Genomic DNA, 24947 nt, shown 5'->3' with positions numbered 1-24947 from the left:
AGGCCGGCGCTTTGATCACGATCAAACCTTTGAAGATCCGTGCAGCAGGTTCAGCTGGCCAGCACCGATGCTTCGCGCGCCAGTCGTTCGATGGCGTCCCAGTCACGGGTCTGCAGCAGCGCCGGGGTGGTCAGCCACGAGCCGCCCACGCACAGCACGTTGGGCAGGTGCAGGAACTGCGGCGCGGTCTGCGCGCTGATGCCGCCGGTCGGGCAGAAGCGCACGTCGGCAAACGGGCCGTGCCACGCCGCCAGCAGCGCGGCACCGCCGGCCTGCACCGCCGGGAAGAACTTGAAGGTGTCCGTGCCGTGCTCCAGGCCCAGGATCAGGTCCGAGGCGGTGGCGGCACCGGGCAGGTACGGCAGGTCGGCATCGCGTGCGGCGGCATACAGCGTCGGCGTTGCACCGGGCGACACCGCGAAGCGCGCGCCGGCCTGCTTCGCCGCCTGCATCTGCGCGGCGTTGAGCACGGTGCCGGCGCCGATGACAGCATCGGGCACGGCCTCGACCATGGCCTTGATCGCATCCAGCGCCTGCGGCGTGCGCAGCGTCACTTCGATCACCGGCAGGCCGCCGCGGAACAGCGCCTGGGCCACTTCGACCGCCTCATTCACATCTTCGGGGGTGTACACCGGAATCACCGGTGCCAGCTTCAACAGCGCGCGCAGGCGCGGATCAGCGCTGGACATGGTCTTGCTCCTTGCCCGATGGGGCATCGCGGATCGCCGCCGGGTCCGGCAGCGCAGCGGCGCATGATGCCATGCACGCTGCGAAGGTGCTGGTACCCTGCTCTGCGGCGGATTCAGACTGCGTCGGCCTGCAGTGCCTGGATGCGGCGCTGGTACCAGTCACCCCCAAGCGGGTCGAACACCGCGGAACGCTCCATCGGCGCTTCATATACATGCACCGAAATGGCCAGGGCTTCATCGCTGGCATTGCGCAGGGTGTGGTATTCGTGAGGTGGAATGAGGCTGCCGGCGCTGCCGCAGCCCCCGCGCAGCGCGGCGTGGCGTCGGAAGCGCCAGCGTTCGCCGGCGCATTCCAGCAGCTCGTAACGGGTGATCTCCAGTTCCCCCAACCACACGCCCTCCACACACCACATGGCATCGTGGTCGTGCAGCGGCGTGCCCTGCCCTGGGCCCCAGCTCATGGCAATCACGCTGTAGCCGTGTTCCTGGCTGTGGTACAGCGGGCGTCGCGCGTAATGATCACTGACCGGACGGTGCACGCATTCGGGTAGCTCGATGCGGCTGTCCGCGATGGCTTCCTGCAGCGCCAGCTGCAGGTCGGCGGTGATGCGCCCGGCATCACCGGAGGTCATCGCCGCGTCGACTGCGGCGATCAACCGGTCGCGGCCACGGAACGCCGGAAACGGAGAAGTCTGCAGGTCCATGCCCCGACTGTAGCGGAGCATGGTTAAGGGAATGTTGGTGTTCGCGCGCGTGGCACCCGCATTCATGGCAAGCACGCGTGAAAAACGGTTCAGATGCAAACGCAGTAGAGCGATCACAATGGAACCTCACGCGGTGGAACGTGTCGAACACGGTCTGTGCCGCTCCAGCTGCGACATTCCGCAACTTCGCGCCCGACGGGCGCAAGGCTAGAATTCTCCGACTTACCTGGTTCTATACATGTCAGTGCGAAATATGAGCGATGCCGCGTTGCCGGCATCGAAAGGCAAGGCAGCCACGATCAACGACATCGCACGACTGTCGGGAGTTTCCAAGAAAACGGTTTCAAGAATCATCAACAACTCGCCGCTGGTGCGCAAAGACACCCGCGACAAGGTCGAGGCGTTGATGCGCGAGGTCGGTTACGTGCCCGACCCCCTGGCGCGCGGACTCGCGTTCCGCCGCTCCTTCCTGATCGGGCTGGTGTACGACGACCCCGGCGCCCAATGCATTGTCGACCTGCAGCACGGCGCGCTGGAAGCGCTGCGTGGCACCGGCTATGAGCTGGTGGTGCATCCCTGCGACAGTCAGGACCCGGAGTGCGCGCAGGGCGTGCGCCGCTTCGTGCAGCAGCAGAAGCTGCATGGGGTGATCCTCGGCCCGCGTGCATCCGAATCGGTTGCACTCGCGCAGATGCTGGACGACATTGACTGCCGCTACGTGCGGATCAACGCGCATGCGTCGGAAGAAGACGTGCAGGCGGTGGTCACCCACGATCGCGATGGCGCGGCAGCAGCAGCGGGCTACCTGCTCTCGCTCGGCCACCGCGACATCGCGGTGATCGCCGGACCGGTTGACCGGCGCGCGGCGCGTGAGCGTACCCATGGCTTCCTTGACCGGTTGGCCCAGGTGGGGCTGACCTTGCCGGGCGAGCGCGTGCTGGAAGCGGGCGACACCTTCGAATCCGGCGTGCATGCCGCCGAACGGTTGCTGCTGGGTGAAGGCCGCCCCAGTGCGATCTTCGCCGGCAACGACGAGATGGCGGCCGGTGTCTACCAGGTCGCGCTGCGTGCGGGTATTGCCGTGCCACAGCAGCTGTCGATCGTCAGCTACGACGACAGCCCGCTGGCCTCGCGGCTGTGGCCGCCGCTGACCTCGGTGCGCCGCCACGTGTCCGACATCGGCCGCATGGCTGCCGCGATGCTGGTGCAGACCGACGTACCGGAGGCGCCGACCGCAGCCAGCGTGCATCCGCAATTGATGGTGCGTGGTTCCTGCCGCGCCGTGGACGCCTGAGTGCCCTGCCCTCGCCGCGCCGCTGCAATGGCGCAGGCAGGCAATAACGAAAACGGCGCATCCAGGTGCGCCGTTTTCCTTTCAATGCGAAGCGCTGTACGCCGTGCGCTTACACGTCGCCGCCGTCGGCCCAGCCATCACCCGTGCCCTTCTGGAACACGCGGTCATCGCCCTGCACGTCACCGGCCGGCAGATGCGCCTGGCTGGCCAGTGCCGCGTAGATCGGGGTGAAGTCCGGCGACGTCGCCTGCATCAGCTGTTCGAAGCTGTCGATGACGAAGTAGGTCTTCTGGAAGGTGTCGATGCGGTACTTCGTGCGCATGATCCGCTGCAGGTCGAAACCGATGCGGTTGGGCGCGGCCGATTCCAGCGAGTACAGCGACTCGCCCTTCGACGACACGATGCCGGCGCCGTAGATGCGCAGGCCTTCGGGCGTATCGATCAGGCCGAACTCCACCGTGTACCAGTACAGGCGCGTGAGGTTCTGCAGCGCGTCCGGGCCGATCGCGTGGGCTTTGACGCCGCCACGGCCGTACGCCTCCATGTAGTCGGCGAACACCGGGTTCATCAGCAGCGGCACGTGGCCGAACAGATCGTGGAACAGGTCCGGCTCGGCGATGTAATCAATCTGGTCCGGGCGACGGATCCACCAGGTCACGGGAAAACGGCGATTGGCCAGGTGGTCGAAGAAATCCAGTTCCGGCAGCAGGCCTTCAACGCCGACCAGGGTCCAGCCGGTGGCGGCGCCGAGTACTTCATTGAGCTGGTCGAAGCGCGGAATCATGTGCGCGCTCATGCCCATCTCGTCCTGTGCATCCAGGAACTCCTGGCAGGCGCGGCCGACCAGCAGCTCGCGCTGGCGCTGGTACAGCGTGCTCCAGGTGGCGTGGTCGTCGGCGGTATAGGTGTCCCACGGCTGCTCGACGAGCGCGGTGGTGTACACCGGCACGTAGCCCTTGTCGGTCTGCTGGTGTTCGACGCGGCGGGGCTGGGCGAGGTCCATGGGGCACTCCTTGACGGGATGCCTACGATGCTAGGGCAGAGCACGCGCAACAGGGTTGCAAAAGTTGCGCCCGTTGGCTCTGTTGGCGCAATATCCTTGCGTACTCACCATGTTGCGGGGCAACAATGGCCGGAGAAGTCCAGTTTGATCGCACGGATATACGCCTGCTGGCTGAAATCCAGCGGGATGGGCGCGCCACCAACGCCGAACTGGCGGCGCGGGTGAATCTTTCGCCTTCGGCCTGCCTGCGGCGGTTGCAGCGGCTGGAAAGCGAGGGTGTGATCGTCGGCTATGGCGCGCGGCTGGAGCCGCGGCAGCTGCGGCTGGGCCTGCAGGCCTTCGTGCGCGTGCAGCTGGAAAAGCACGACCAGGCCGCCATCGGCCACTTCGTGGACAGCGTGCAGGGCTGGGATGAAGTGGTGGCCTGCCATGCACTGACCGGCGACATGGACTATCTGCTGCACGTCTACGTGCGCGACCTGGAGCACTTCTCGCACTTCCTGCTGGACCGGCTGCTCAACGCCGGTGGCGTGGCCGATGCCAATTCCAGCTTCGTGCTGCGCACGGTGAAGGGTTTCCAGGCACTGCCGCTTTCGCAGCTGGAGTCGTGATCATCCGGCGGATGTGGGAGAGCGTGACTTGCTTTGCATCCTGGGCGACGCAAGGCATTTTCCTACGGCGAGACGGATGAACCTCTGACAGAGTGACGCAATCAGCCTTCCTAGACTCACTGGACAACCCTGTCCGGAGAGATCGACATGAAAGTCTGCCTTGCTCCAGTCATTGCCCTGCTTGTCGCTGGCCTGATGCCGGCCGCTGCGGGTGCTTCCCCCCAGATCGCCAACGCCCAACCTCTGGCGCTGAGTTGCGGTACCACTGAATTCGTCGGCATGACCAGCAACTCGTCGACGCTGGCCAAGCGCCAGTGCAATGGTAGCTATGTCTATGGAATCGGCGTCTCGGTCAATGAAGCGGTGGAGAACCTCAACGGCTTCATGGCGGTGCTGCAGGCCGGCGTGAGCTGCAGCGCGGATGCCAGCAGCATCGTCAGTGGTGCCTACGGCAAGGGTGTTTTCGCCCAGTTTGTCTGCAATGGCTGGTCGATCGCCGGCGTGGGCAACTCACCCACCACCGCGGCGCGCAACTCGCTGGCCATCGCGACGGAAATGGCGGCCACGGGTACCCATTGCGCAGCGCCGCTGCAGGGTTCGTACTATCCGGAATCCTGGGGGTTCCGTTTCCGCTACGACTGCGGCAACACGCAGACCCTGAAGAGCTGGTCCATCAGTGGGCTCGGTGCCAGCATCGATGACGCCAACGTCATCGCCATGCGACTGATGCGTTACTCCACAGCGGCAGGCCAGAGCTGCAACTTCGAGAAGGCCGAAATCAATGGCGTCATTCTGCACGCCACGCTGGTCTGCAACGGCTCGTACATCCATGGCTACGGCAGCTCGGTGACGGCCGCAGCCAACGACGCACTGGCCCAGATCGGCGCCTGACCCGTCGTGAGGCCCCTGGGGGTGACCCGCATGGAGCGGGTTGCCCTCAGCACTTGTCCTTGCGGCCCATCAGCTTGCCCAGGCGCGAGGCTTCCTCGCACTTGGGAGCAGCCACCGGCGCCGGTGCAGCGGCCGCAGCACGCGCACGCTGCAGCTGCTGGATCCTGGCGCGGATCTGCGGCATTGCGGCCATCGCGGCCTTTTCGCCTTCCAGGATCGCCGTGCCGCGCTGGCTGAAATCGGCAGCGCCGATGTCCAGCACCTTCGGCCGGATGACGATGTCGGCCCGCGCCAGTTCCTGCTCGCCCAGGCGCTGGCCCATGATCGAGATGGACTGGTTGACGATGCCCAGCATGTCGGTCGGCGCCTTGCCGCTGGCCTTGCTGGAGATGTCCACGGCGATCACGAAGTCGGCGCCGAGCTGGCGCGCGGCATCCACCGGTACCGGGCTGACCACGCCGCCATCGATGTAGTTGCGACCACCGATCTTCACCGGTTCGAACACGCCGGGAATGCTGCTCGACGCACGCACCGCCTGGCCGACGTTGCCGCGCACGAAGATCGCGCGCTCGCCGGTTTCCAGCTGGGTGGCGACGGCGGCGAACGGCTTCTTCAGGCGTTCGGCCGGACGGTTGGCAACCTGTTCGTTGACGTAGTCCTGCAGCTTCTGGCCCTGCACCAGGCCACCGGAGAACAGCCGCACGTCGCGGATGCTGGCTTCATCCAGCGCCACCGCCTTGCTCTGCATCTGGAACGCGTCCATGCCGCTGGCGTACAGCGCGCCGACCACGCTGCCGGCACTGGTGCCGGACACCACCGCCGGTTCGAAGCCATTGGCTTCCAGCATCTTGATCACGCCGATGTGGGCAAAGCCCTTGGCCGCGCCACCGCCGAGGGCGATACCGATCTTCACCGGCTTGGCCTGTGGCACCACGGTCGGCGCCGGCGGCGGCGTGGGGCGGACCGGATCGCCACCGCAGCCGGCCAGCAGGCCGATCAGGGCGACGGACAGCAGCATGCGGGGGCGGAACAGGCTCATCGGCAGTGCGCTCGCGGCGCCGGATTCAGGAAAGGGCGCCAGCATACCGAAGCCGTGGCGGGGCGGGCAGGGTGGGAAATATCGCCCATTCATAAAGGTAGTGCCGGCCGCTGGCCGGCAACCATAGGGAAACTGGCAACGGTCCATGGGGTTGCCGGCCAGCGGCCGGCACTACCGGGATGCGCGCCAAGGTCCATGGGGTTGCTGGCCAGCGGCCGGCACTACCGGGATGCGTGCCAAGGTCCATGGGGTTGCCGGCCAGCGGCCGGCACTACCGGGATGCGTGCCAAGGTCCATGGGGTTGCCGGCCAGCGGCCGGCACTACCGGGATGCGTGCCAAGGTCCATGGGGCTGCCGGCCAGCGGCCGGCACTACCGGGATGCGTGCCAAGGTCCATGGGGTTGCCGGCCAGCGGCCGGCACTACCGGAGGCGGTCAGAAGCGGTTGTCGCCGTCCAGCATCCGGCCCAGGCCGCCCAGTACCGAACCCTCGCCGCGGTTCTGGCCACCGCCCTGCGGTGCGGCCATCCACATGCGGCCGGCCAGGCGCGAGAACGGCAGCGACTGCAGCCAGACCTTGCCTGGGCCGGTCAGCGTGGCCAGGAACACGCCCTCGCCGCCGAACAGCATGCTCTTGATGCCCGCAACACGGCGCACGTCCATGTCCACGGTCGGGTGGTAGGCCACCACGCAGCCGGTATCCACGTCCAGGCGCTCGCCGGCAGCCAGCTCGCGTTCCACCACGCAGCCGCCGGCGTGGATGAACACCCAGCCGTCGCCTTCCAGCTTCTGCATGATGAAACCCTCACCACCGAACAGGCCGGTCATGATCTTGCGCTGGAACTGCACGCCGATCTGCACGCCGCGCGCACCGGCCAGGAAGCTGTCCTTCTGGCAGATCAGGCGGCCGCCGTGCTGGTCCAGTTTCATCGCCAGCACCGTGCCCGGGTAGGGCGAGGCGAAGGCGACCTTGCCCTTGCCGTGCCCGCTCTGCGTGTAGACGGTGGCGAACAGGCTCTCGCCGGTCAGCACGCGCTTGCCGGCGGCCATCACCTTGCCCATGAAGCCGCCCCCCTGGTCGCCGTTGGCGGCGCCGAACACCGTGTCCATCTGTACCGTGGCGTCCTTGAACATCAATGCGCCGGCCTCGGCGATGGCGCTCTCGCCGGGGTCGAGCTCGATCTCCACGAACTGCATTTCATGGCCGACGATGCGGAACTCGATGTCGTCGGCGCGGCCGCTGGCGCCGGCGGGGACCGGCGGTGGGGTGTTGGGCATGCCCGGGGCCGCCGCCTGCAGCTCGGCCACCTCGGTGATCGGTGTCCACCCGCTCATGCCCTGGCACCAGGCCAGCGCGCGTGGATTGGCCTGCGCGTAGCGGCGCGCGGCCTCGTCATCAAGCGGGCCGATGCGCTCGGCCTGGGCGGAGGCATGGAAGTACCACTGGGTCATGGCGGCGGGTCCGTCGCGTTGGAAACCCCGAGTCTAGCGAGCGCCCGGGGGCGCCGGCGACGGGGCCATGAACGGCGGGCATTTGCGGCGTAGGTGCTGTATTGCAACAATTATCTGGTAGCGCCGTTTTACCACCCCTCCAAACACAGCCTACCGCCATGTCCCCGACCCGTACTTCCCGTGGCCGCCTTCCGGTCGCGCGCCCCCTCGTTGCCGCTCTTTCCGCCCTGCTGCCGCTGGTAGCAGCCGCTCAGGAAACCCCCGCCGCCAAGGATCCGGTTGCCCTCGATGCCCTGCAGGTGACCGCGCAGCGCCGCGTCGAGAACGCCAAGGACGTACCGGTCGCACTGAGCGCGATCCAGGGCGAGAAGCTGGATGTGCTCGGCTCGGCCGGCGATGACATCCGCTTCCTGGCTGCGCGCGTGCCCAGCCTCAACATCGAGTCGTCCTACGGCCGTGCCTTCCCGCGCTTCTACATCCGCGGCCTGGGCAACACCGATTTCGACCTCAATGCTTCGCAGCCGGTGTCGCTGGTGTATGACGACGTGGTGCAGGAAAGCCCTCTGCTGAAGGGCTTCCCGCTGTTCGACCTGGCCAACGTGGAAGTGCTGCGTGGCCCGCAGGGCACGCTGTTCGGCCGCAACACCCCGGCCGGCGTGGTCAAGTTCGATTCGGCGCGACCGTCGCAGGATGCCGACGGCTACGTGCGCGTGGGCTACGGCAGCTACAACAGCTGGAACGTGCAGGGCGCCTACGGCGGCCCGCTGACCGACCGCTGGTCGGCACGTGTCTCGGCGATCTACCAGCGCCGCGATGACTGGGTCGACAACACCCGCGCCGGTGCCCCCAACAGTGGTTTCGAAGGCTATGACGAAGCCGCCGGCCGCGTGCAGTTCCTGTACGAAGGCGACGACTTCGAAGCGCTGTTCAACCTGCACAAGCGCAAGCTCAACGGCACCGCCCGCCTGTTCCGCGCCAACATCATCCAGAAGGGTGGCAATTCGCTGGTCGAGAACTTCGACCGCGACAAGGTGGCCAACGACGGCGTCAACTTCTCCGACCTGGAAACCTGGGGCGGCAGCGCGCGCCTGCAGTGGAACCTCGGCTCGGTGACGTTGCATTCGATCACCGGCTACGAGACCGCCGAATCGCTCAACCGTGGCGACATCGACGGCGGCTACGGTGCGGCCTTCCTCGGTGCCGGCAACTACGGCCCGGGCCTGATTCCATTCTCGTCGGAGTCGGCCGACGGCCTGCCGCACCACCGCCAGTGGACGCAGGAAGTGCGGATCGAGTCCAACGAGTGGGGCCGCTTCGACTGGCAGGCCGGCGTCTTCTACTTCGATGAAGACGTGACCATCAACAACTTCAACTACGACTCGCTGACCCCGGGCAATCCACAGACCGGCCACGTGGTGCAGAACCAGCGCAACAAGGCGTGGGCGGTGTTCGCTTCGGGCGACTTCGATGTCACCGATCGCTTCAAGCTGCGCGCCGGCGTGCGCTACACCCAGGACAAGAAGGACTTCAGCGCCAGCGTGCTGCAGGCCGTTCCGTTCGGCACCCCGGTCAGCGGCCCGTACCTGGCCAACACCGACGTCAACGACGTCAGCTGGGATGTCAGCGGCGTCTACAAGCTGACCGACGACATCAACGCCTACGCCCGCGTGGCCAAGGGTTTCCGCGCACCGTCGATCCAGGGCCGCCTGGCCTTCGCGCCGGGCCTGTCGCAGGCCGACTCGGAGAAGGTCATCTCGTATGAAGCCGGCATCAAGGCCGACCTGTTCGAGCGCCGCGCGCGCCTGGGCCTGAGCGTGTTCCGCTACAACGTCGATGGCCAGCAGCTGATCGCGGTGGGTGGCAGCAACAACACCGCCACCCTGCTCAACGCCGACAAGACCATCGGCCAAGGCGTGGAACTGGACCTGGAAGCCTACCTGGCCGACAACGTGCTGCTGACCTTCGGCAGCAGCTACAACGACACCGAGATCAAGGACAAGAACCTGGCGGTGGCGATCTGTGGCGGCGGCTGCACCATCACCGACCCGACCACGGTGATCAACGGCCAGACCTATGCGCTGGTCAACGGCAACCCGCTGCCGCAGGCGCCGAAGTGGATCCACAACGCGACCCTGCGCGTCGGCTTCCCGCTCAGCGATGGCAGCGAGCTGTACGCCTACACCGACTGGGCCTACCGCAGTGCGGTCAACTTCTTCATCTACGAGTCGCCGGAATTCCGCGGCCGTAGTTCGCTGGAAGGCGGCCTGCGCCTGGGCTACAACTGGGATTACGGCCAGTACGACGTGGCCGTGTTCGGCCGCAACCTGACCAACCAGACCCGCGTGGTCGGTGCGATCGACTTCAACAACCTGACCGGCTTCCTCAACGAGCCGCGTACCTGGGGCGTGGAGTTCACCGCGAAGTTCTGATGCGGTGGCTGCGTTGATGCAATGAAGAAGGGCCGGCGCAATGCCGGCCCTTCTTCCTTACGCCCATTGGTAGTGCCGGCCGCTGGCCGGCAACGAGTGATCCGGCGCGCGCTTACAGCGCGCTCTGCGGGCGCACCTTCAGCACCGCATTCTCGGTAGTGCAATCGCGGCTGGAATGCAGGCCGGCCTTGCGCGCGGCAGCGATCTCCTTGCGCGCGGCCAGCAGGTCCTTGTTGAACGCGGCGTTGTCGTGCAGGCGGGCCACGGCGGCGGCGCCCATGAAGCGGCCTTCGAGGATGTCGCTCTGCCAGTGCACGTTGCAGACCAGGCGGCTCTCGCCGTAGTTGCGGCCACGGGCCTGGATGGCATCGGCGCGGTCCGGCGCGATCTCGGACAGGATCAGTGCCCAGGCCCAACCGATCGAGGTGTGGCCGGACGGGTAGGAACCGTTCTTGCGCAGGCCTTCCTCATCCTTCGGCGAGCAGGTCGGTTCACCGTTGACCATGAACGGGCGCGGGCGCTGGTAGTGGTTCTTGGCCGCCTTGGTCGCCGCACTGGCGTCGATCCGGCTGCGCTCCAGCAGGCGATACAGCGCCGGGGTCTTCACCGCATCGACGTCGATGTCGGCGGCGCAGGAGAAGTGGTTGGCGCCTTCGGGGAAACCGAGTTCCGCATCGACACCGGCCTGGGCGAAGCGCGGGCTGCCACGCAGCGCGCGGGCTTCACGGCTGACCTGCTCGTCCAGGGCGAGCGCGGCCGAACCGGCCACCGGTGGTGCCGGTACCAGGTCGAGGCTGGCCGGAACCGCGCTCTTGTCCAGATAGCCCACCGCCTTGGTGGTGATGTTGGCTTCGACGGCGGTCGGCTTGGTGGCGGTGGCGGCACAACCGGCCAGGGCCGCGACGACGGCAAGGCCGAGCAGCGGGCGGGCAGGGTGGGAAATCAGCGACATGGACAGGCTCCGGGAGAGAAAACAACGCGCCATGATCGCAGCCCCCATACGACACTGCAGTGGCCATCGGTCATACGGCCAGACCCGGCATGGTCATTGTCGCGATATGAAAAGCGTCATCGTTTGACGTCAGTCTCCTGATTCCGGGCGCAGCGCACGGACTTTCACGCCGTTGCACCGCGAGCATCGGCACAACGGCAAGCGCCAGGGCCGTCCAGTTCCAGCCGGGTCGGGGGGATCCGAAGACAGAGGGAGAGAAGCGATGCGCAGCACCGCAACAGGAAGTACCGTCCTGGCCCTGCTCCTCGGGCTTGCAACAGCGCCGGCGCAGGCCGCCGACGTGGTCGGCGTGGCCTTCGTGCATGGCACCGGCGCGCAGACCAACGCCACCCAGGACTACTGGCAGCCGGCGATCATCGACACCGTGCGCCAGGGCCTGCCGAACAGCAGCAACTATGTGGTCATCAACTGTGACTTCACCCAGTACATGTGGAAGCCCGAAGCTGCCGGTTGCCTCGCCAACCAGCTGACCAGCTTCATCGACAGCCGTGGCATCACCCAGCTGGTGGTGATCACCCATTCCAACGGCGGCAACGTGGTGCGCTGGATCCTGTCCAACCCGACCTACGACAGCCGCTATCCGAAGATCATCCGCACGGTGCGCAAGGTCACCGCGCTGGCACCTTCCTCGGCGGGTACGCCGTTGGCCGATGCGGTACTCAACGGCAACACCTTTGAAACCTCGCTGGGCTGGCTGCTGGGCTACAAGAACGACGCGGTGCGCCAGCAGCAGGTGGCGAGCATGGCCACCTACAACGCGCAGAACCTGTATGGCACGGCCGGTCGCCCGGCGCTGCCCAAGCCGTTCCGCGCGGTGGTCGGCAGCGACGTGGAATCGGCGGTGTGGGACAGCAACAGTTACTGCGGCGGCTATGCCGCCAACGTCGGCCTGGAGTTCACCCAGAACTGGCTGTCGTCCTGCTCCGATGGCTTCCTGGAGTGCAGCAGCCAGAAGGCCGCCGGCACCACCTGGTTCACCGACAAGGCGCGTACCCAGGGCGCAGAACCGCTCAGCCACAACCAGAGCCGCCGCGAGTGCTTCGGCCTCGGCACCCTGCTGCGCAACGACCTGACCCAGTGAGGGAGACGACCATGACGATTCAATCCACCCTGCTGGCCGGCGCCGTGCTGGCAGTACTGTCCCTTTCCGCAGCGCAGGCCGCGCAGCCGCTGCAGGCCGTCCGCGCAGGCGATCAGGTGCCCGCGGCGCTGGTTGCCGCGCCGTTGCCGGCCGATGACAGCGAACGCGCGCCGCTGTCCTTCGCCTGGGCCTTGGACCCGGCGCAATCGCTGCAGGCGGCTACGCCGTATGCCTCGGTCAGCCGCAGCTACTGGCAGCAGGTCGATGGCGCGCAGCTGCAACGCGGCCTGGAGTTGCCGCTGACGGCGCCCGACGCGGTGATCCAGCTGAGCCCGGCCGAAGGCGCGCGGGCAGTGCCGGCGAATGCGTTGCAAGTGCGCGACCCGGCGGGCCGCAGCAGCGTGGCCCGCAGTGTCGACGCGCGCGCGCTGCAGCAGGCCGGCATGCCGGTGAGGGATGGCAGCAGCATGCTGCGCACCGGCGCGACCAGTGCCGCCGGTGCGTACACGCTGCAGAGCGCGCAGGCACAGGGCCGCTACGTGGTGCAGGTGCTGGAGCCGAACAGCCCGCTGCGGCTGGAAGTGCAGGCCAACCAGGCGCAGGTGCTGGCCGGTGGCAACGTGCAGTTGCAGGCACGCCTGCTGGAAGACGGCGCCACCACCGCGCAGCTGGCCTCGCGTCGTGGCGGCCTGGGCGGTGAAGCCCTGCTGGTCGCGCCCGATGGCCGCAGCTGGCCGCAGCGCCTGCTGCGTACCACCGATGGCAGCCTGCGCGCGCAGGTGCGGATCCCGGCCGATGTCGGCACTGCGCAGGGGTTGTGGGAACTGCAGGTGTTCGCCCAGGCCGATGGTGTGCTGCGCGATGGCAAGGTGGCCTTCGCGGTGGCGCGGCCCACTGCGCGCTTCAGTGGCCAGGCGGCACCGGACCCGTCCAGCCGCCAGGTAGCGCTGCCGCTGCAGGTGGCCGCCGCCGGTCGTTACGAGGCGCGTGGCACGTTGTATGCCACCGGCCGCGATGGCCAGCTGAAGCCGGTGGCGCAGGCGCACGCGGCCGCGTGGTTCGACGGTCCGGGCGCGGGCCAGCTGGTGCTGCCGTTCGACCAGGCCGCATTGCCGGCTGGGTTCGGCGCGCCGTACGAGCTGCGCGACCTGCAGCTGCAGGATCAGAGCCGGATGGCACCGATCGAGTCACGCGCACTGGCGTTGCGGTTCTGAGCAGGGCAATGGCGGGCCGGAACATCCGGCCCGCTGCACCGGCATGGCGACGGAATGGCATCGCGACGGGAATGGCGTGACGGCGGGAATGACATCACGACGGGAATGACACCACGACGGGGTAGAGTCGGTCTCCCAGGCCTGTCGGTTTCCAGGCCCCTTGTTTCCCCCGAGGGCTCCGCCTCACCCCGCGTACGCGGTCAGCCGGCCTTCCTGCTCGCACACGGTGATCGCGCCACCGAACACCGCCGACAGCGGCGCGCTGCGCAGCAGTTCGGCGCGGGTGCCATCAGCCAGCACACGGCCGTCGCGCAGCAGCACCACGCGTTCGATCTCGGGAATGATCTCTTCGATGTGGTGAGTCACCAGCACCAGGGTGATGCCCTGCTGGGCGAGCACCCGCATGGTCGCCACCAGCTGCTCGCGGGCGACCAGGTCCAGCCCGGTGGAGGGTTCGTCCAGCAGCAGTGCCTGCGGCCGATTGACCAGCGCGCGGGCGATCAGCACGCGGCGGGTCTCGCCGGCCGACAGCTCGGCATAGGCGCGTTCGCGCAGGGACAGGGCGCCGGTCATCGCCAGTGTCTCGCCGACGCGCGTGCGCATGTCGGCGGTCACTTCGCGGAAGGCCGGCACCACGTAGCTGGCGAAGAAGCCGGACAGCACCGCCTGTTCCACGGTCAGCCCGGGCACGTCGGCCAGGTTGCTGCTGAGGTCGCCGGTGACGATGCCCAGCTGCGAACGCAGCCGGTCCACCTGCCAGCGGTTCTGGCCCAGCACCTTCACCGCCACCGAGCCGTCTCCCTGTGCAAGGGGATACAGTTCGCGGGTGATCAGCTTGATGAAGGTGGACTTGCCGCAGCCGTTGGGGCCGAGCAGGGCGGTGTGCTGGCCCTGTGCGATGCGCAGGCTGAGCCCGTGCAGCACCTTCACCTGGCCGCGCACCACGGTGGCGCGGTCCAGTTCGATCAAGGGGGGCAGCTCCGCCAGGGGCGGGGCGGCGGTCACGGCGCTGGCGCTTGGATCAAGGCTCGACAACTCAGGTCCCCAACTGTGAACGGTGCCACGGATGACGGTGGCAATCACCGCCGCAGGGATGCAGTTTGCAACGCAAGCGCCCATGATGTCTGCCATCCCCGCGTCGATACGGAGAGCCGCCATGCCCGATGCCCTGATGTCCCTGTTGACCGGTGGTGTGCTCGGCCTCGGCTGGTGGGCCATGTTGGGCGTGCTGCTGGTCTTCACCCAGATCACCATCTTCTCGGTGACCCTGTACCTGCACCGCAGCCAGGCCCATCGCGGCGTCGATTTCCACCCGGCGCTGGCCCACGTGTTCCGTTTCTGGCTGTGGCTGACCACCTCGATGATCACCCGCGAGTGGGTGGCCATCCACCGCAAGCACCACGCCAAGGTGGAGACCGAGGACGACCCGCACAGCCCGGTCACCCGCGGCATCGGCAAGGTGTTCTGGCACGGCGTGGAGCTGTACCGGGAGGCACGCGGCATGCGCGCGGACATCGATCAGTACGGGCGCGGTACCCCGGATGATGCGATCGAGCGCCATTTGTATACCCCGCACGCCACGCTGGGCCCGGTGCTGCTGCTGGCGATCAACAGCGTGCTGTTCGGCCTGCCCGGCGTGGCCCTGTGGGCGATCCAGATGGCATGGATCCCGTTCTGGGCGGCCGGCGTGGTCAATGGCCTGGGCCACTGGTGGGGCTACCGCAACTACGAATCGGCCGATACCTCCACGAACCTGACGCCGTGGGGGTTCTGGATCGGTGGTGAGGAGCTGCACAACAATCACCATGCCTTCCCCAGCTCGGCGCGCTTCGCGATGCGGCGCTGGGAGTTCGACATCGGCTGGAGTGCGATCCGCCTGCTGCAGGCGCTGCGCCTGGCCAAGGTGCTTCGCGTTGCACCGGCCATGGACGTGCGCCCGAACATCGCCGTGCCCGATGCCGAAACCCTGAAGGCGCTGCTCTCGCACCGCTTCCAGGCAATGACCGACTACCAGCGCAATGTGTTCATGCCGGCCCTGCGAGAGGAAGCAGCACAGGCCGGGGCCAAGCTGCGGCGCCTGCTGCCGCGCCGGCTGCGCCGTGGCCTGGTCAACGATGGCCGCTGGCTGAAGCCGGACAGTCGTGCCCAGCTCAGCGAATGGGTGGCACAGCGCCCGCGCATCCGCACCCTGGTCGAGTACCGCGCGCGATTGGCGGCGCTGCTCGAGGCCCGCGGCCACGATGCCGCCGAGCGCCTGCACCAGCTGCAGGCCTGGTGCCGCGAGGCCGAGGAAAGCGGAATCGCGGCGCTGCAGGCCTACGCTGCGCGATTGAAGGGCTACAGCCTGGTGGGTGCGTGAGGGCAGGGTATGGGCTTGTGTTGGCCGCGCTGCTGCCAGGCGCGGCGCTGGCCCAGGTCACCGATACCGCCAGCTACCTGCAGCGGATGGACAGCGATGGCGACGGCAAGGTCAGCGAAGCCGAGTACGTGCAGTGGATGCTGTATGCCTTCGACCGCATGGACCGCAATGGCGATGGCGTGCTGAGCGCCGAGGAGCTGCCCGGTGGCAAGGGCAGGGCGATCCGCCGCGAGCAGCAGCGGCAGGTGATCGTGCAGCGCTTCCATAAGCAGGATGCCAACGGTGATGGTGTCCTGGATGCCCGTGAACTGGCGGCGCCGCCACGCTGAGCGGGCGTAGAATCGGTTCATGCCTGAACTGCCCGAAGTCGAAACCACCCGCCGCGGCCTGGCGCCGCACCTGCAGGGCCGCCGCGTGCACGGCGTGATCCTGCGCCGCGCCGACCTGCGCTGGCCGATTCCGCCGGAAGTGGCCGAGCTGCTGCCGGGGCAGCGCATCGAGGACATCCGCCGTCGCGCCAAGTACCTGCTGCTGGACACCGCCATCGGCAGCGCCGTGCTGCACCTGGGCATGTCCGGCAGCCTGCGTGTGCTGCCCGGCGATACCCCGCTGCGCGCGCACGACCATGTGGATATCAGCCTGGACAACGGCCGCCTGTTGCGCTTCAACGACCCGCGCCGCTTCGGCAGCTTGCTGTGGCAGCCGGCCGGCGAAGTCCACCCGCTGCTGCAGGGGCTGGGCCCGGAGCCGCTGGACGATGCCTTCGACGGGGACTACCTGTTCGCCCGCAGCCGTGGCCGCAGCGCGCCGGTGAAGACCTTCCTGATGGACCAGGCGGTGGTGGTGGGCGTGGGCAACATCTACGCCGCCGAGAGCCTGTTCAAGGCCGGCATCAGTCCGCTGCGCGAGGCCGGGAAAATCTCGCGCGAGCGCTACCAGCGGCTGGCCGATGCGGTGAAGGAGATCCTCGGCTACGCCATCACCCGTGGTGGCACCACCCTGCGTGACTTCATCAGCCCCGATGGCGCGCCGGGTTACTTCGAGCAGGAACTGCTGGTGTACGGCCGTGACGGGCTGCCCTGCCCGAACTGTGGCCGCGCGCTGAAGCACGCCACCATCGGCCAGCGCGCCAGCGTCTGGTGCAGCCACTGCCAGCGCTGAGGCGGGCGGCCAGCGGCAGCTGAACGGGCAGGGCACGTCTCCGCTGCCCGTTAACGTTTGTCTGCCTATGATGGCCGACCTTCCCCTCTGTGCCTGACGCGCCTGCATGCAACGACGCGACTTCATCCGCAATGCCTCCCTCGCCCTGGCTGCATTCGGCCTGCCGTCCCTGCCCGCGTGCGCGGCCAGCAGGAGCGGCCAGATGGGCCTGCGCCGCCTCGGCCAACCGCAGCCGTTCGACTTCGCCACCCTGAAGGGCCAGGCGCGCGCGCTGGCACAGGCGCCCTACAAGAGCCACAAGCGGGTGCTGCCGGGCCGCCTGGAAGGGCTGGACTGGGACCAGTACCAGTCGATCGGTTACCGCCAGGACCATGCGCTGTGGGCCGACCAGCCGGGCAAGTTCCAGGCCAAGTTCTTCCACCTGGGCCTGTACTTCCATTCGCCGGTGCGCATGTTCGACGTGGTCGACGGCAAGGCGCAGGAGCTGGCCTATGACGGCGCGGCCTTCAACTACGGCAAGAGCGGCATCAAGGACGGCGAGCTGCCGGCCGATCTCGGCTTCGCCGGTTTCCGCCTGAACACCCGCAAGGACACCGATCGCGATTTCGCCGCCTTCCTCGGCGCCAGCTACTTCCGCGCGGTCGGCAAGGAAGGCCAGTACGGCCAGTCCGCGCGTGGTCTGGCAATCGATACCGGCATGGGCAAGCCGGAGGAATTCCCGGACTTCATCGCCTATTACCTGGAACAACCCTCGGCTGATTCGGACACGATCGTGGTCTACGGCCTGCTGGATTCGCCCAGCGTGGCCGGCGCCTATCGCTTCGCGATCACCAATGGCGACGTGCTGCTGATGGACATCGATAGCGCGCTGTACCCGCGCAAGGCGATCGAGCGGTTGGGCATCGCCCCGTGCACCAGCATGTACCAGGTGGGTGAGAACGACCGCCGCATGGCCTGGGACTGGCGCCCGGAGATCCACGACACCGACGGCCTGTCGCTGTGGACCGGTGCCGGCGAGTGGATCTGGAGGCCGCTGCTGAACCCGCGCAACCTGCGCTTCAACATGTTCGTCGACCGCAACCCGCGCGGCTTCGGCCTGCTGCAGCGCGACCGCAACTTCGACCATTACCAGGACGACGGCGTGTTCTACGAGAAGCGCCCGTGCCTGTGGGTGGAGCCGAAAGGCGAGTGGGGCGAGGGCTCGGTGCAGCTGGTGGAGATCCCCACCGTGGACGAAACCTTCGACAACATCGTGGCGTTCTGGAACCCCAAGGAAAAACCGCAGCCGGGCCAGGAACTGCTGGTTGGCTACCGCCTGTACTGGGGTGCCGAACCACCGGCACGGCCGCCGCTGGCGCACTGCGTGGCCAGCCGCACCGGCCTGGGTGGCGTGGTCGGCAAGAAGCGCGAGTACTTCAGCTGGCGCTTCGCGGTGGACTTCGAAGGTGGCGAGCTGGCCAGGCTGATCGACAAGGGCGAGGTCGAGGCGGTGGTGGAAGCCAGCCGCGGCCGGGTCGAGATCGTGTCGGCGCGTCCGCTGCGCGAGATCAATGGCTACCGCGCGATGTTCGACCTGGTGCCGCCGGAGGGCAGTACCGAGCAGATCGACATCCGCCTGTTCCTGCGCAGTGGCGGCAAGACCCTGACCGAGACCTGGCTGTACCAGTACACCCCGCCGCCGGCGGGTGCGCCGGAGCGCACGCTGTACTGAGTGGTTTGGGATTGCAGGGCTTGCAGCCCTGTACCTGCAGAGGCCAGAGCCGAAGCAACGGCAGAAGCTGGTTTCCTGTGGGGAGGCGGGGTGGGTCCGGTGGCGGGAGACGCCGTAAACCCGTCCATGGGGGCTTGGCCGCGGCATCCATGCCGCGGACACTCCCGCCACCGGACCCACCCCGCCTTCGACAGACCTCCGCGATCTGTCGGAGCACGGGGTCGGATCCCGTTGCTGCGCAACGGGCTCTGACCCCAGATGAATTTCGATAGATGAGTGTCGATATCTGACAGATGTGCCGACCAACGGTCGGCACCCACCAGCAGCCGCGTGAAACTGTCAGAGGTGGGGCGGTGTGGGTGGGCAGGACCGTTGGCGCCATGGATGGCGCCATCGAGCCCCCATGGACGGGTTTACGGCGTGTCCTGCCCACCCACACCGGCCCGCCATCACACGCAATGCCAGCTCTTGCTGTTGCTGTTGCCGGCCAGCGGCCGGCACTACCGCGGGTGCAGGGCTGCAAGCCCTGCACAAGACCCCCCTTACAGCGGCAGGGGCGCCTGCGCCGGATCGATCCGCCCTTCACCGCGGGTGATCTTCTTGAACTCGGCACGGCTGACCGACACGTAGCGGTCGTTGCCACCGATCTCCACCTGCGGGCCGTCCTGCACCGCATGGCCATGTTCGTCCACGCGCACGGTCATCGTCGCCTTCTTCCCGCTGTGGCAGATGGTCTTGATCTCCTGCATCTCGTCGGCCCAGGCCAGCAGGTACTGGCTGCCCTCGAACAGCTCGCCGCGGAAATCGGTGCGCAGGCCGTAGCACAGCACCGGAATGCGCAGCTGGTCGACCACCTCGCTGAGCTGCCAGACCTGGGCGCGCGTGAGGAACTGCGCTTCGTCCACCAGCACGCAGCCCATCGGGCCGTTGGCGGCCAGGTCCTGTTCGACCCAGTGCTGCAGGTCGGTGTCACGGTCGAAGGCCATGCCGTCCGCACGCAGGCCGATACGCGAGGCCACCACGCCGGCGCCGGCACGATCATCCAGGCGCGGGGTCAGGATCGCCACCCGCATGCCGCGTTCGCGGTAGTTGTGCGCGCTCTGCAGCAGGGTCGTGGTCTTGCCGGCGTTCATCGCCGAATAGTAGAAATAGAGCTTGGCCATCGCCCAATTCTAGTCGTCCACCGCCTTGTCGTCGCGGACCGTGTCCGGCCGTCCTATCTCGACGCTGGGGGTCAGCGCGGGGCGCCAGTAGTTGTCCTGCAGGCACCAGTAGTCGGCGGCGCGCCAGTAGTCGTTGTCGTAGACGATGCTGCCCGGCGTCACGATGCCCTGCTCGTTGCCGCGGCGCTGGACGACGATCAGGCCGGAGCTCACGTACCCGAGGCGGCTGCCGGTGATCTGCTGGCGGCCGTCCCTGAGGGCGCGCTCCATGCGAGGCTTGGCCACGCGGTCGCCATAGTCGGCATAGACCTGCTGGCCGCGCTCGATCGCCTGTGCCTGCTGCAGTGCGTCCAGGCGTGCCCAGTAGTGCTCCCGCAGCACCAGGAAGTCGTGATACATGCGCTCGGCGGCCAGGTCCATCCAGATGTAGGCCATCACCGGATCGGCCCGGGTACCGACGCCGTCCTGGTACAGCCGCGCCACCATGGCCTGGGAGAACTTGTCGGCGTAGCGCGCCGAACGCTTGTAGTAGTCCAGCGCCCTGGCGGGCTGCCTGTCCCGTTCGGCCCGCTGGGCCATGCTGCGCCAGAACAGGTCCGGATGGGCATCGAAGAAGCCTCCGGTCAGGACGGTTGGCGGGATCTGCCGCGGGGCCTCCACCGGGCATTCCCTGGCGGTCACGGCAGCGGCCATCGACAGGCCCAGCAGCAGGCAGAAGCGTGGAGCGTGCTTCGCTTTCATACTTGATCGCCCTCCTGGCAATGACCATGGAACACGAACGTCAGCGCCCCGCGCCTTCCACGGGGCTGAGTGGGCCGACCTCGACGCTGCGGCCGCGGAACTCCTGTTCCCAGATGCGGTCCTGCATGCACCAGTACGCTGCAGGGTCCCAGTACGCATCCCGATAATAGTCATCGCCACGGGTCGGCCAGCCGGCTTCGGGGCCGTCGGACAGTTCCACCTGCAGCATCGAGCTGACCCAGCCGGTCCGGCTGCCGGTCATGCCGCTGCGGTCCACGCGCATGGCAGCCTCCATGCGCGGCTTGGCCGTGGCATCGCCGTAGGCCGCATACAGCGCCGGCCCTTCGGCGAGCACCCGTTGCCGCTGCGCGGCATCCAGGCGGTTCCAGTAGCGCTCGCGCTCCAGCAGCAGGTCGCGGTAGCCGCGTTCGGCGGCCAGGTCCATCCAGATGTAGGCCAGCACCGGATCAGGGGCGGTACCTGTGCCTTCCTGGTACATGCGCGCGACCAGCGACTGCGACAGCTTGTCGGCGTGCGCGGCCGCCCGCTTGAAACGCACCAGCGCATGATCGGGCCGGCCCTGGCGCCACGACTGCAGGCCCAGCTCGCGCCAGTGCAGGTCAGGATGAGCCTGCAGGAAGCCCGGGGTCATCAGCGCCGACCGCAACGATGCGCCAGCATCGGGCGCGCAGTCCGCACTGCGGGCAGCCAACGGCGCCAGCAGCAACAGCAGGGTGCCCAGCAGGGCGGCAGAGGCGGTCGGGCGCATGCACCTGGCTCCAGTGCTCCGGTGGCGAATCAATAGCTTAGGAACGGCGTGCATGCAAGTCAGGTCCGCCCGCTGCGGCCCCGCTACAATCCCATTCCCATGCACGGTCTCAATCCCCCTCAAGCCGCCGCCGTCCTGCATATCGAAGGTCCGTTGCTGGTGCTCGCCGGCGCGGGCAGCGGCAAGACGCGCGTGATCGTGGAAAAGATCGCCCACCTGATCGGCAGCGGCCGCTATCCGGCACGCCGCATCGCAGCGATCACCTTCACCAACAAGTCGGCCAAGGAAATGCGCGAGCGTGTGGCCAAGCGCCTGCGCGAGCAGGACGCCGACGAGGTGACCATCTGCACCTTCCATGCGCTGGGCCTGAAGTTCCTGCAGATCGAACACGCGGCCGTGGGCCTGAAGCGTGGCTTCTCGATCTTCGATGCCGATGATGCCGCTGCGCAGATCAAGGACCTGATGTACGGGGCCAAGCCCGACGACATCGAGGACATGAAGAACCTGGTGTCGCGCGCCAAGAACGCCGGCCTGTCGCCCGAGCAGGCGATGGCCGCCGCGCGCAGCAACCGCGAGAAGGAAGCGGCCAGCGTCTACGAGCGCTACCAGCTGCGCCTGACGGCGTTCAACGCGGTCGACTTCGATGACCTGATCCGTTTGCCGGTGCAGATCCTGGAGGAAAATCCGGAGATCGCGCTGGCCTGGCGCGAGCGCATCGGCTACCTGCTGGTGGACGAATGCCAGGATACCAACGACGCGCAGTACCGCCTGCTCAAGCAGCTGGCCGGTGACAAGGGCAACTTCACCTGCGTGGGTGACGATGACCAGTCGATCTACGCCTGGCGCGGTGCCAACCCGGAAAACCTGCAGCAGATGGGGCGCGACTACCCTGCGCTGGAAATCATCAAGCTGGAGCAGAACTACCGCTGCTCCAACCGCGTGCTGCGCGCCGCCAATGCGCTGATCGCCAACAACCCGCATGAGCACCTGAAGAAGCTGTGGAGCGACCAGGCCGACGGCGAACGCATCCGCGTATGGGAATGCCGCAACAGCGAACACGAGGCGGAAAAGGTCGCGGCCGAGATCGCCTTCGTGGCGCAGTCGCGCAACGTGCCATGGAGTGATTTCTGCATCCTGTTCCGCGGCAACTTCCAGTCGCGCCCGCTGGAAAAGGCGATGCAGCTGCTGCGCATTCCCTACCACCTGACCGGCGGCACCATGTTCCTGGAGCGCCAGGAAGTGAAGGACACGCTGGCATGGCTGCGGTTGCTGGTGAACCCGGACGACGACACCGCGTTCATGCGGGCGGTGCAGTCGCCCAAGCGTGACGTCGGTGCCGGCACGCTGGCCAGGCTGGCCGAACTGGCGCAGGAAAAGGACATGCCGATGGCACAGGCTGCCGAGGCGATCGGTGCCCTGCAGCAACTGCCGCCGCGCGCAGCCAACAGCCTGGCGCGCTTCACCGACATCCTGCGCGACCTGCGCGCGCAGATGCGGCAGATCAGTTCCGGCGACATGATCCGCAAGGTCGCCAAGGAATCCGGCCTGCTCAGTGAACTGCGCCAGCAGGCCAAGGAAGAGGCCAGCTACCAGCGCCGCGCCAACAACATCGAGGAGCTGGCGCAGTGGTTCGAGGGCGGCCCGCGCGGCGCCACTGCCGCTGACCTGGCCGGCCAGCTGGCGCTGCTGTCACGCAGCGACAAGGACGAGGGTGGCAACCAGGTGCGCATGATGACCATGCACGCCTCCAAGGGCCTGGAATTCCCGTACGTGTTCATCGTTGGCTGCGAGGATGGCGTGCTGCCCCACCAGGTCAGCCTGGACGAGGGCAACCTGCAGGAAGAGCGGCGGCTGCTGTACGTGGGCATCACCCGCGCCAAGATCCAGCTGTGGATGAGTTACAGCAAGCTGACGCGCAAGTTCGGTGAGCATGTGCGGCTGAAGCCGAGCCGGTTCTTCGATGAGATCCCGGCCGAGGAGATCCAGCGTGATGGCGCTGATCCGGTGGCCGATGCGGCGCGCAAGAAGGAACGGGCGAGTGCGGGGTTGGCGGCGATCGAGGCGTTGTTCGACTGATCGGCGAACGGCGCAGCCCCTCGTGGTTGGCGCCGTTCGCAATGCACTCGTGGGGGGCCGGGCGGGTGGGCCGGTCGGGACACGCCGTAAACCCATCCATGGGGGCTCGGCCGCGGCATCCATGCCGCGGACGGCCCCGCCCAGCCCACCCGCCCGGCCTCTGACAGTTTCCGTGCGCGCCAGCCACGGAAAAGAAAAAGAAAATCAAAAGCAGCAGCCGGGCTTGAGGCAGAATCGGGGTTTCGGCTGGAGGTCGACCTGTGCAACCGATCGAGAGTGAACGCCTGCGCCTGCGTGCGATTGAACCTGACCGCGATGCGGCGCCGATGCTGGCGCTGTTGAATGATCCGGGCTTCGTGCGCTTCATTGGCGACCGCAATGTGCGCAGTGAGGAGCAGGCGCGGGACTACATCGCGCTGCGTGTGCTGCACAGCTATGCGTTGAATGGCTTTGGCATGTATGCCATCGAGCGGTTGTCCGATGGTGCCTGGCTGGGCAATGCCGGACTGGTACGGCGTGATGGGCTGCCGGGTCCGGACATCGGCTATGCGGTGCTGTCGGAATTCGCCGGGCAGGGCTATGCCGGTGAGGCGGCGCGGGCAGTGTTCGCGCATGCGCGCGCTGGGCTGGGCCTGCAGGATCTGTATGGCATCACCGATCTGGACAACGTGGTGTCCGGGAAGATCCTGCTGGGGTTGGGCATGCAGGAGCGGGGGGTGATCCAGCTGCCGGGCGTGGACAGCCCGAGCCGGTTGTATGCCACGCCGGGTGCGGCGCAGGTCTGACCCCTGATGTTGGTAGGTGCCGACCGTTGGTCGGCACGATTCAGATGCAGTGCCGACCAACGGTCGGTACCCACCCCCTCAGCCGCGCAGTTCGGCCAGCTGCGCCTGCAGCTCGGCCACGGCCGCTTCCAGCTGGGCCACGCGCTCGGCCAGGCCCGGGTCGGCTGCATCGCTGCTGCCACCGCCGCTGCTGGCGTACCTGGCCGCCAGCGCTGCACCGTCCACTTCACCGCACAGCAGGTGCATGTAGCGGTCTTCGCGCTGCCCACTGGCGCGCGGCAGCACCACCAGCAGCGCGCGCTGCTGCAGGCGTTCGATGGCGTGGCGGGCTTCATCGGCGTCGGCGAAGCGGTGCAGGCGCTCGCTGCGCGTGATCAGTTCGCCCAGGGTCTGCGGCCCACGCAGCAGCAGCAGCGCCAGCAGCACGGTCTGCTGCCGGGTCAGGTCCAGCGCGGCCTGCAGGCGGTGCTCGTAGCGGTCCGCGCGCGAGGAGAAGTGCTGGCGGGCCAGGCCCAACGCCTCCAGCTGGCGCAGCGCGTGCTGCACGCTGCCGGCATCGATGTTCATCACCGGCTCGCGGGCAGTCTTCTGGTTGGCAGCCGACTGGGCGGCATTGACCGTCAGTGGATAGGTGTCCGGCGTGGTCGCCTCCTTTTCCACCAGGCAGCCCAGCAGGCGGGCCTGCACGGCGTCGAGCAGGGGGACGTCGGGGGTCTGGACGGAATCGGTCATGGCGGCCTCCGGAAGGGCAACGGGTCAACCGC

General features: G+C 67.6%; 23 protein-coding genes. 12 read left to right on the top strand and 11 right to left on the bottom strand.

Annotated features, from left to right (window positions below; translation table 11 throughout):
- Window positions 1-50 precede the first annotated feature (50 nt).
- Complete coding sequence (gene eda, locus JLDANKMP_RS14415; protein ID WP_212561477.1) at window positions 51-689, bottom strand: bifunctional 4-hydroxy-2-oxoglutarate aldolase/2-dehydro-3-deoxy-phosphogluconate aldolase; 639 nt, start codon at window positions 687-689, stop codon at window positions 51-53.
- Window positions 690-802: 113 nt separating this feature from the next.
- Window positions 803-1393, bottom strand: coding sequence for a cysteine dioxygenase family protein (locus JLDANKMP_RS14410; protein ID WP_005411799.1), 591 nt, complete (start codon window positions 1391-1393; stop codon window positions 803-805).
- A gap of 238 nt (window positions 1394-1631) precedes the next feature.
- Here JLDANKMP_RS14410 and JLDANKMP_RS14405 point away from each other — a divergent pair, with 238 nt between their 5' ends.
- Window positions 1632-2687: a LacI family DNA-binding transcriptional regulator gene (locus JLDANKMP_RS14405; RefSeq protein ID WP_212561476.1), complete on the top strand. Its 1056-nt coding sequence runs from the start codon at window positions 1632-1634 to the stop codon at window positions 2685-2687.
- Between the two features lie 109 nt (window positions 2688-2796).
- Here JLDANKMP_RS14405 and phhA read toward each other — a convergent pair whose 3' ends face one another.
- A complete protein-coding gene (gene phhA, locus JLDANKMP_RS14400) occupies window positions 2797-3690 on the bottom strand; it encodes a phenylalanine 4-monooxygenase (RefSeq protein ID WP_049402965.1) in 894 nt (297 codons plus the stop codon).
- A gap of 125 nt (window positions 3691-3815) precedes the next feature.
- On the opposite strand from phhA, the gene JLDANKMP_RS14395 reads away from it, so the two are divergent.
- Window positions 3816-4301, top strand: a complete 486-nt coding sequence (locus JLDANKMP_RS14395; protein WP_049468471.1) for an Lrp/AsnC family transcriptional regulator — start codon at window positions 3816-3818, stop codon at window positions 4299-4301.
- Window positions 4302-4448: 147 nt separating this feature from the next.
- A complete protein-coding gene (locus JLDANKMP_RS14390) occupies window positions 4449-5192 on the top strand; it encodes a hypothetical protein (RefSeq protein WP_005411783.1) in 744 nt (247 codons plus the stop codon).
- 46 nt (window positions 5193-5238) lie between these two features.
- Here the strand turns inward: JLDANKMP_RS14390 and JLDANKMP_RS14385 are convergent, their stop codons facing one another.
- Together JLDANKMP_RS14385 and JLDANKMP_RS14380 are read right to left on the bottom strand one after the other, a co-directional pair.
- Window positions 5239-6231 carry a patatin-like phospholipase family protein gene (locus JLDANKMP_RS14385; protein ID WP_005411784.1) on the bottom strand — a complete coding sequence of 331 codons (993 nt, stop codon included), beginning with the start codon at window positions 6229-6231 and terminating at the stop codon, window positions 5239-5241.
- A 434-nt stretch (window positions 6232-6665) separates the two neighbouring features.
- Complete coding sequence (locus JLDANKMP_RS14380) at window positions 6666-7682, bottom strand: TIGR00266 family protein (protein ID WP_212561475.1); 1017 nt, start codon at window positions 7680-7682, stop codon at window positions 6666-6668.
- Window positions 7683-7840: 158 nt separating this feature from the next.
- Between JLDANKMP_RS14380 and JLDANKMP_RS14375 the strand changes: the two genes are divergently transcribed.
- The gene (locus JLDANKMP_RS14375) at window positions 7841-10111 is read left to right on the top strand and encodes a TonB-dependent receptor (RefSeq protein WP_005407481.1); all 2271 of its coding nucleotides are present in this window, start codon (window positions 7841-7843) and stop codon (window positions 10109-10111) included.
- Between the two features lie 112 nt (window positions 10112-10223).
- Here the strand turns inward: JLDANKMP_RS14375 and JLDANKMP_RS14370 are convergent, their stop codons facing one another.
- Complete coding sequence (locus JLDANKMP_RS14370) at window positions 10224-11063, bottom strand: phosphatase PAP2 family protein (protein ID WP_005411807.1); 840 nt, start codon at window positions 11061-11063, stop codon at window positions 10224-10226.
- A gap of 262 nt (window positions 11064-11325) precedes the next feature.
- Between JLDANKMP_RS14370 and JLDANKMP_RS14365 the strand changes: the two genes are divergently transcribed.
- Window positions 11326-12204, top strand: coding sequence for a hypothetical protein (locus JLDANKMP_RS14365; RefSeq protein ID WP_005407483.1), 879 nt, complete (start codon window positions 11326-11328; stop codon window positions 12202-12204).
- 11 nt (window positions 12205-12215) lie between these two features.
- Window positions 12216-13418: a DUF4785 domain-containing protein gene (locus JLDANKMP_RS14360; protein WP_212561474.1), complete on the top strand. Its 1203-nt coding sequence runs from the start codon at window positions 12216-12218 to the stop codon at window positions 13416-13418.
- 183 nt (window positions 13419-13601) lie between these two features.
- On the opposite strand, the gene JLDANKMP_RS14355 is transcribed toward JLDANKMP_RS14360, so the two are convergent.
- On the bottom strand, window positions 13602-14387 hold the full coding sequence (locus JLDANKMP_RS14355) for an ATP-binding cassette domain-containing protein (RefSeq protein ID WP_249336939.1): 786 nt from the start codon (window positions 14385-14387) through the stop codon (window positions 13602-13604).
- A gap of 187 nt (window positions 14388-14574) precedes the next feature.
- Between JLDANKMP_RS14355 and JLDANKMP_RS14350 the strand changes: the two genes are divergently transcribed.
- The 4 genes from JLDANKMP_RS14350 (at window position 14575) to JLDANKMP_RS14335 (ending at window position 18649) form a co-directional block, all read left to right on the top strand.
- Complete coding sequence (locus tag JLDANKMP_RS14350) at window positions 14575-15777, top strand: fatty acid desaturase (RefSeq protein WP_212561472.1); 1203 nt, start codon at window positions 14575-14577, stop codon at window positions 15775-15777.
- Window positions 15774-16106: an EF-hand domain-containing protein gene (locus tag JLDANKMP_RS14345; RefSeq protein WP_212561471.1), complete on the top strand. Its 333-nt coding sequence runs from the start codon at window positions 15774-15776 to the stop codon at window positions 16104-16106. The genes JLDANKMP_RS14350 and JLDANKMP_RS14345 overlap by 4 nt, the downstream gene beginning before the upstream one ends.
- A gap of 19 nt (window positions 16107-16125) precedes the next feature.
- Window positions 16126-16938 (top strand): bifunctional DNA-formamidopyrimidine glycosylase/DNA-(apurinic or apyrimidinic site) lyase, encoded by an 813-nt coding sequence (gene mutM / locus JLDANKMP_RS14340; protein ID WP_005407488.1) that lies wholly within the window; start codon window positions 16126-16128, stop codon window positions 16936-16938.
- Window positions 16939-17044: 106 nt separating this feature from the next.
- On the top strand, window positions 17045-18649 hold the full coding sequence (locus JLDANKMP_RS14335) for a glucan biosynthesis protein D (RefSeq protein WP_012478684.1): 1605 nt from the start codon (window positions 17045-17047) through the stop codon (window positions 18647-18649).
- Window positions 18650-19191: 542 nt separating this feature from the next.
- On the opposite strand, the gene JLDANKMP_RS14330 is transcribed toward JLDANKMP_RS14335, so the two are convergent.
- Genes JLDANKMP_RS14330 through JLDANKMP_RS14320 form a run of 3 tightly spaced genes read right to left on the bottom strand, consistent with a single transcriptional unit; the run spans window position 19192 to window position 21322 of the window.
- Window positions 19192-19812: a thymidine kinase gene (locus tag JLDANKMP_RS14330; RefSeq protein ID WP_033833540.1), complete on the bottom strand. Its 621-nt coding sequence runs from the start codon at window positions 19810-19812 to the stop codon at window positions 19192-19194.
- 9 nt (window positions 19813-19821) lie between these two features.
- Window positions 19822-20553 (bottom strand): sel1 repeat family protein, encoded by a 732-nt coding sequence (locus JLDANKMP_RS14325; RefSeq protein ID WP_212561470.1) that lies wholly within the window; start codon window positions 20551-20553, stop codon window positions 19822-19824.
- A gap of 40 nt (window positions 20554-20593) precedes the next feature.
- Window positions 20594-21322, bottom strand: a complete 729-nt coding sequence (locus JLDANKMP_RS14320; protein WP_049418736.1) for an SEL1-like repeat protein — start codon at window positions 21320-21322, stop codon at window positions 20594-20596.
- 99 nt (window positions 21323-21421) lie between these two features.
- Between JLDANKMP_RS14320 and JLDANKMP_RS14315 the strand changes: the two genes are divergently transcribed.
- Window positions 21422-23398, top strand: coding sequence for a UvrD-helicase domain-containing protein (locus JLDANKMP_RS14315; RefSeq protein WP_049449740.1), 1977 nt, complete (start codon window positions 21422-21424; stop codon window positions 23396-23398).
- Between the two features lie 260 nt (window positions 23399-23658).
- Window positions 23659-24183: a GNAT family N-acetyltransferase gene (locus JLDANKMP_RS14310; protein ID WP_005407495.1), complete on the top strand. Its 525-nt coding sequence runs from the start codon at window positions 23659-23661 to the stop codon at window positions 24181-24183.
- A 78-nt stretch (window positions 24184-24261) separates the two neighbouring features.
- Here JLDANKMP_RS14310 and JLDANKMP_RS14305 read toward each other — a convergent pair whose 3' ends face one another.
- Window positions 24262-24915, bottom strand: a complete 654-nt coding sequence (locus tag JLDANKMP_RS14305; protein WP_005411818.1) for a DUF480 domain-containing protein — start codon at window positions 24913-24915, stop codon at window positions 24262-24264.
- Between the last annotated feature and the right edge of the window lie 32 nt (window positions 24916-24947).

The organism is Stenotrophomonas sp. PE591 (assembly GCF_018320795.1).
Taxonomy (GTDB): domain Bacteria; phylum Pseudomonadota; class Gammaproteobacteria; order Xanthomonadales; family Xanthomonadaceae; genus Stenotrophomonas; species Stenotrophomonas maltophilia.
This window is presented reverse-complemented; position numbering and strand designations above follow the sequence as displayed.

Bases quoted from the DNA above. Each gene is read 5' to 3' on its own strand.
- eda (WP_212561477.1), bottom strand. From the start codon at position 689: ATGTCCAGCGCTGATCCGCGCCTGCGCGCGCTGTTGAAGCTGGCACCG.
- JLDANKMP_RS14410 (WP_005411799.1), bottom strand. From the start codon at position 1,393: ATGGACCTGCAGACTTCTCCGTTTCCGGCGTTCCGTGGCCGCGACCGG.
- JLDANKMP_RS14405 (WP_212561476.1), top strand. From the start codon at position 1,632: ATGTCAGTGCGAAATATGAGCGATGCCGCGTTGCCGGCATCGAAAGGC.
- phhA (WP_049402965.1), bottom strand. From the start codon at position 3,690: ATGGACCTCGCCCAGCCCCGCCGCGTCGAACACCAGCAGACCGACAAG.
- JLDANKMP_RS14395 (WP_049468471.1), top strand. From the start codon at position 3,816: ATGGCCGGAGAAGTCCAGTTTGATCGCACGGATATACGCCTGCTGGCT.
- JLDANKMP_RS14390 (WP_005411783.1), top strand. From the start codon at position 4,449: ATGAAAGTCTGCCTTGCTCCAGTCATTGCCCTGCTTGTCGCTGGCCTG.
- JLDANKMP_RS14385 (WP_005411784.1), bottom strand. From the start codon at position 6,231: ATGAGCCTGTTCCGCCCCCGCATGCTGCTGTCCGTCGCCCTGATCGGC.
- JLDANKMP_RS14380 (WP_212561475.1), bottom strand. From the start codon at position 7,682: ATGACCCAGTGGTACTTCCATGCCTCCGCCCAGGCCGAGCGCATCGGC.
- JLDANKMP_RS14375 (WP_005407481.1), top strand. From the start codon at position 7,841: ATGTCCCCGACCCGTACTTCCCGTGGCCGCCTTCCGGTCGCGCGCCCC.
- JLDANKMP_RS14370 (WP_005411807.1), bottom strand. From the start codon at position 11,063: ATGTCGCTGATTTCCCACCCTGCCCGCCCGCTGCTCGGCCTTGCCGTC.
- JLDANKMP_RS14365 (WP_005407483.1), top strand. From the start codon at position 11,326: ATGCGCAGCACCGCAACAGGAAGTACCGTCCTGGCCCTGCTCCTCGGG.
- JLDANKMP_RS14360 (WP_212561474.1), top strand. From the start codon at position 12,216: ATGACGATTCAATCCACCCTGCTGGCCGGCGCCGTGCTGGCAGTACTG.
- JLDANKMP_RS14350 (WP_212561472.1), top strand. From the start codon at position 14,575: ATGCCCGATGCCCTGATGTCCCTGTTGACCGGTGGTGTGCTCGGCCTC.
- mutM (WP_005407488.1), top strand. From the start codon at position 16,126: ATGCCTGAACTGCCCGAAGTCGAAACCACCCGCCGCGGCCTGGCGCCG.
- JLDANKMP_RS14335 (WP_012478684.1), top strand. From the start codon at position 17,045: ATGCAACGACGCGACTTCATCCGCAATGCCTCCCTCGCCCTGGCTGCA.
- JLDANKMP_RS14330 (WP_033833540.1), bottom strand. From the start codon at position 19,812: ATGGCCAAGCTCTATTTCTACTATTCGGCGATGAACGCCGGCAAGACC.
- JLDANKMP_RS14325 (WP_212561470.1), bottom strand. From the start codon at position 20,553: ATGAAAGCGAAGCACGCTCCACGCTTCTGCCTGCTGCTGGGCCTGTCG.
- JLDANKMP_RS14320 (WP_049418736.1), bottom strand. From the start codon at position 21,322: ATGCGCCCGACCGCCTCTGCCGCCCTGCTGGGCACCCTGCTGTTGCTG.
- JLDANKMP_RS14315 (WP_049449740.1), top strand. From the start codon at position 21,422: ATGCACGGTCTCAATCCCCCTCAAGCCGCCGCCGTCCTGCATATCGAA.
- JLDANKMP_RS14305 (WP_005411818.1), bottom strand. From the start codon at position 24,915: ATGACCGATTCCGTCCAGACCCCCGACGTCCCCCTGCTCGACGCCGTG.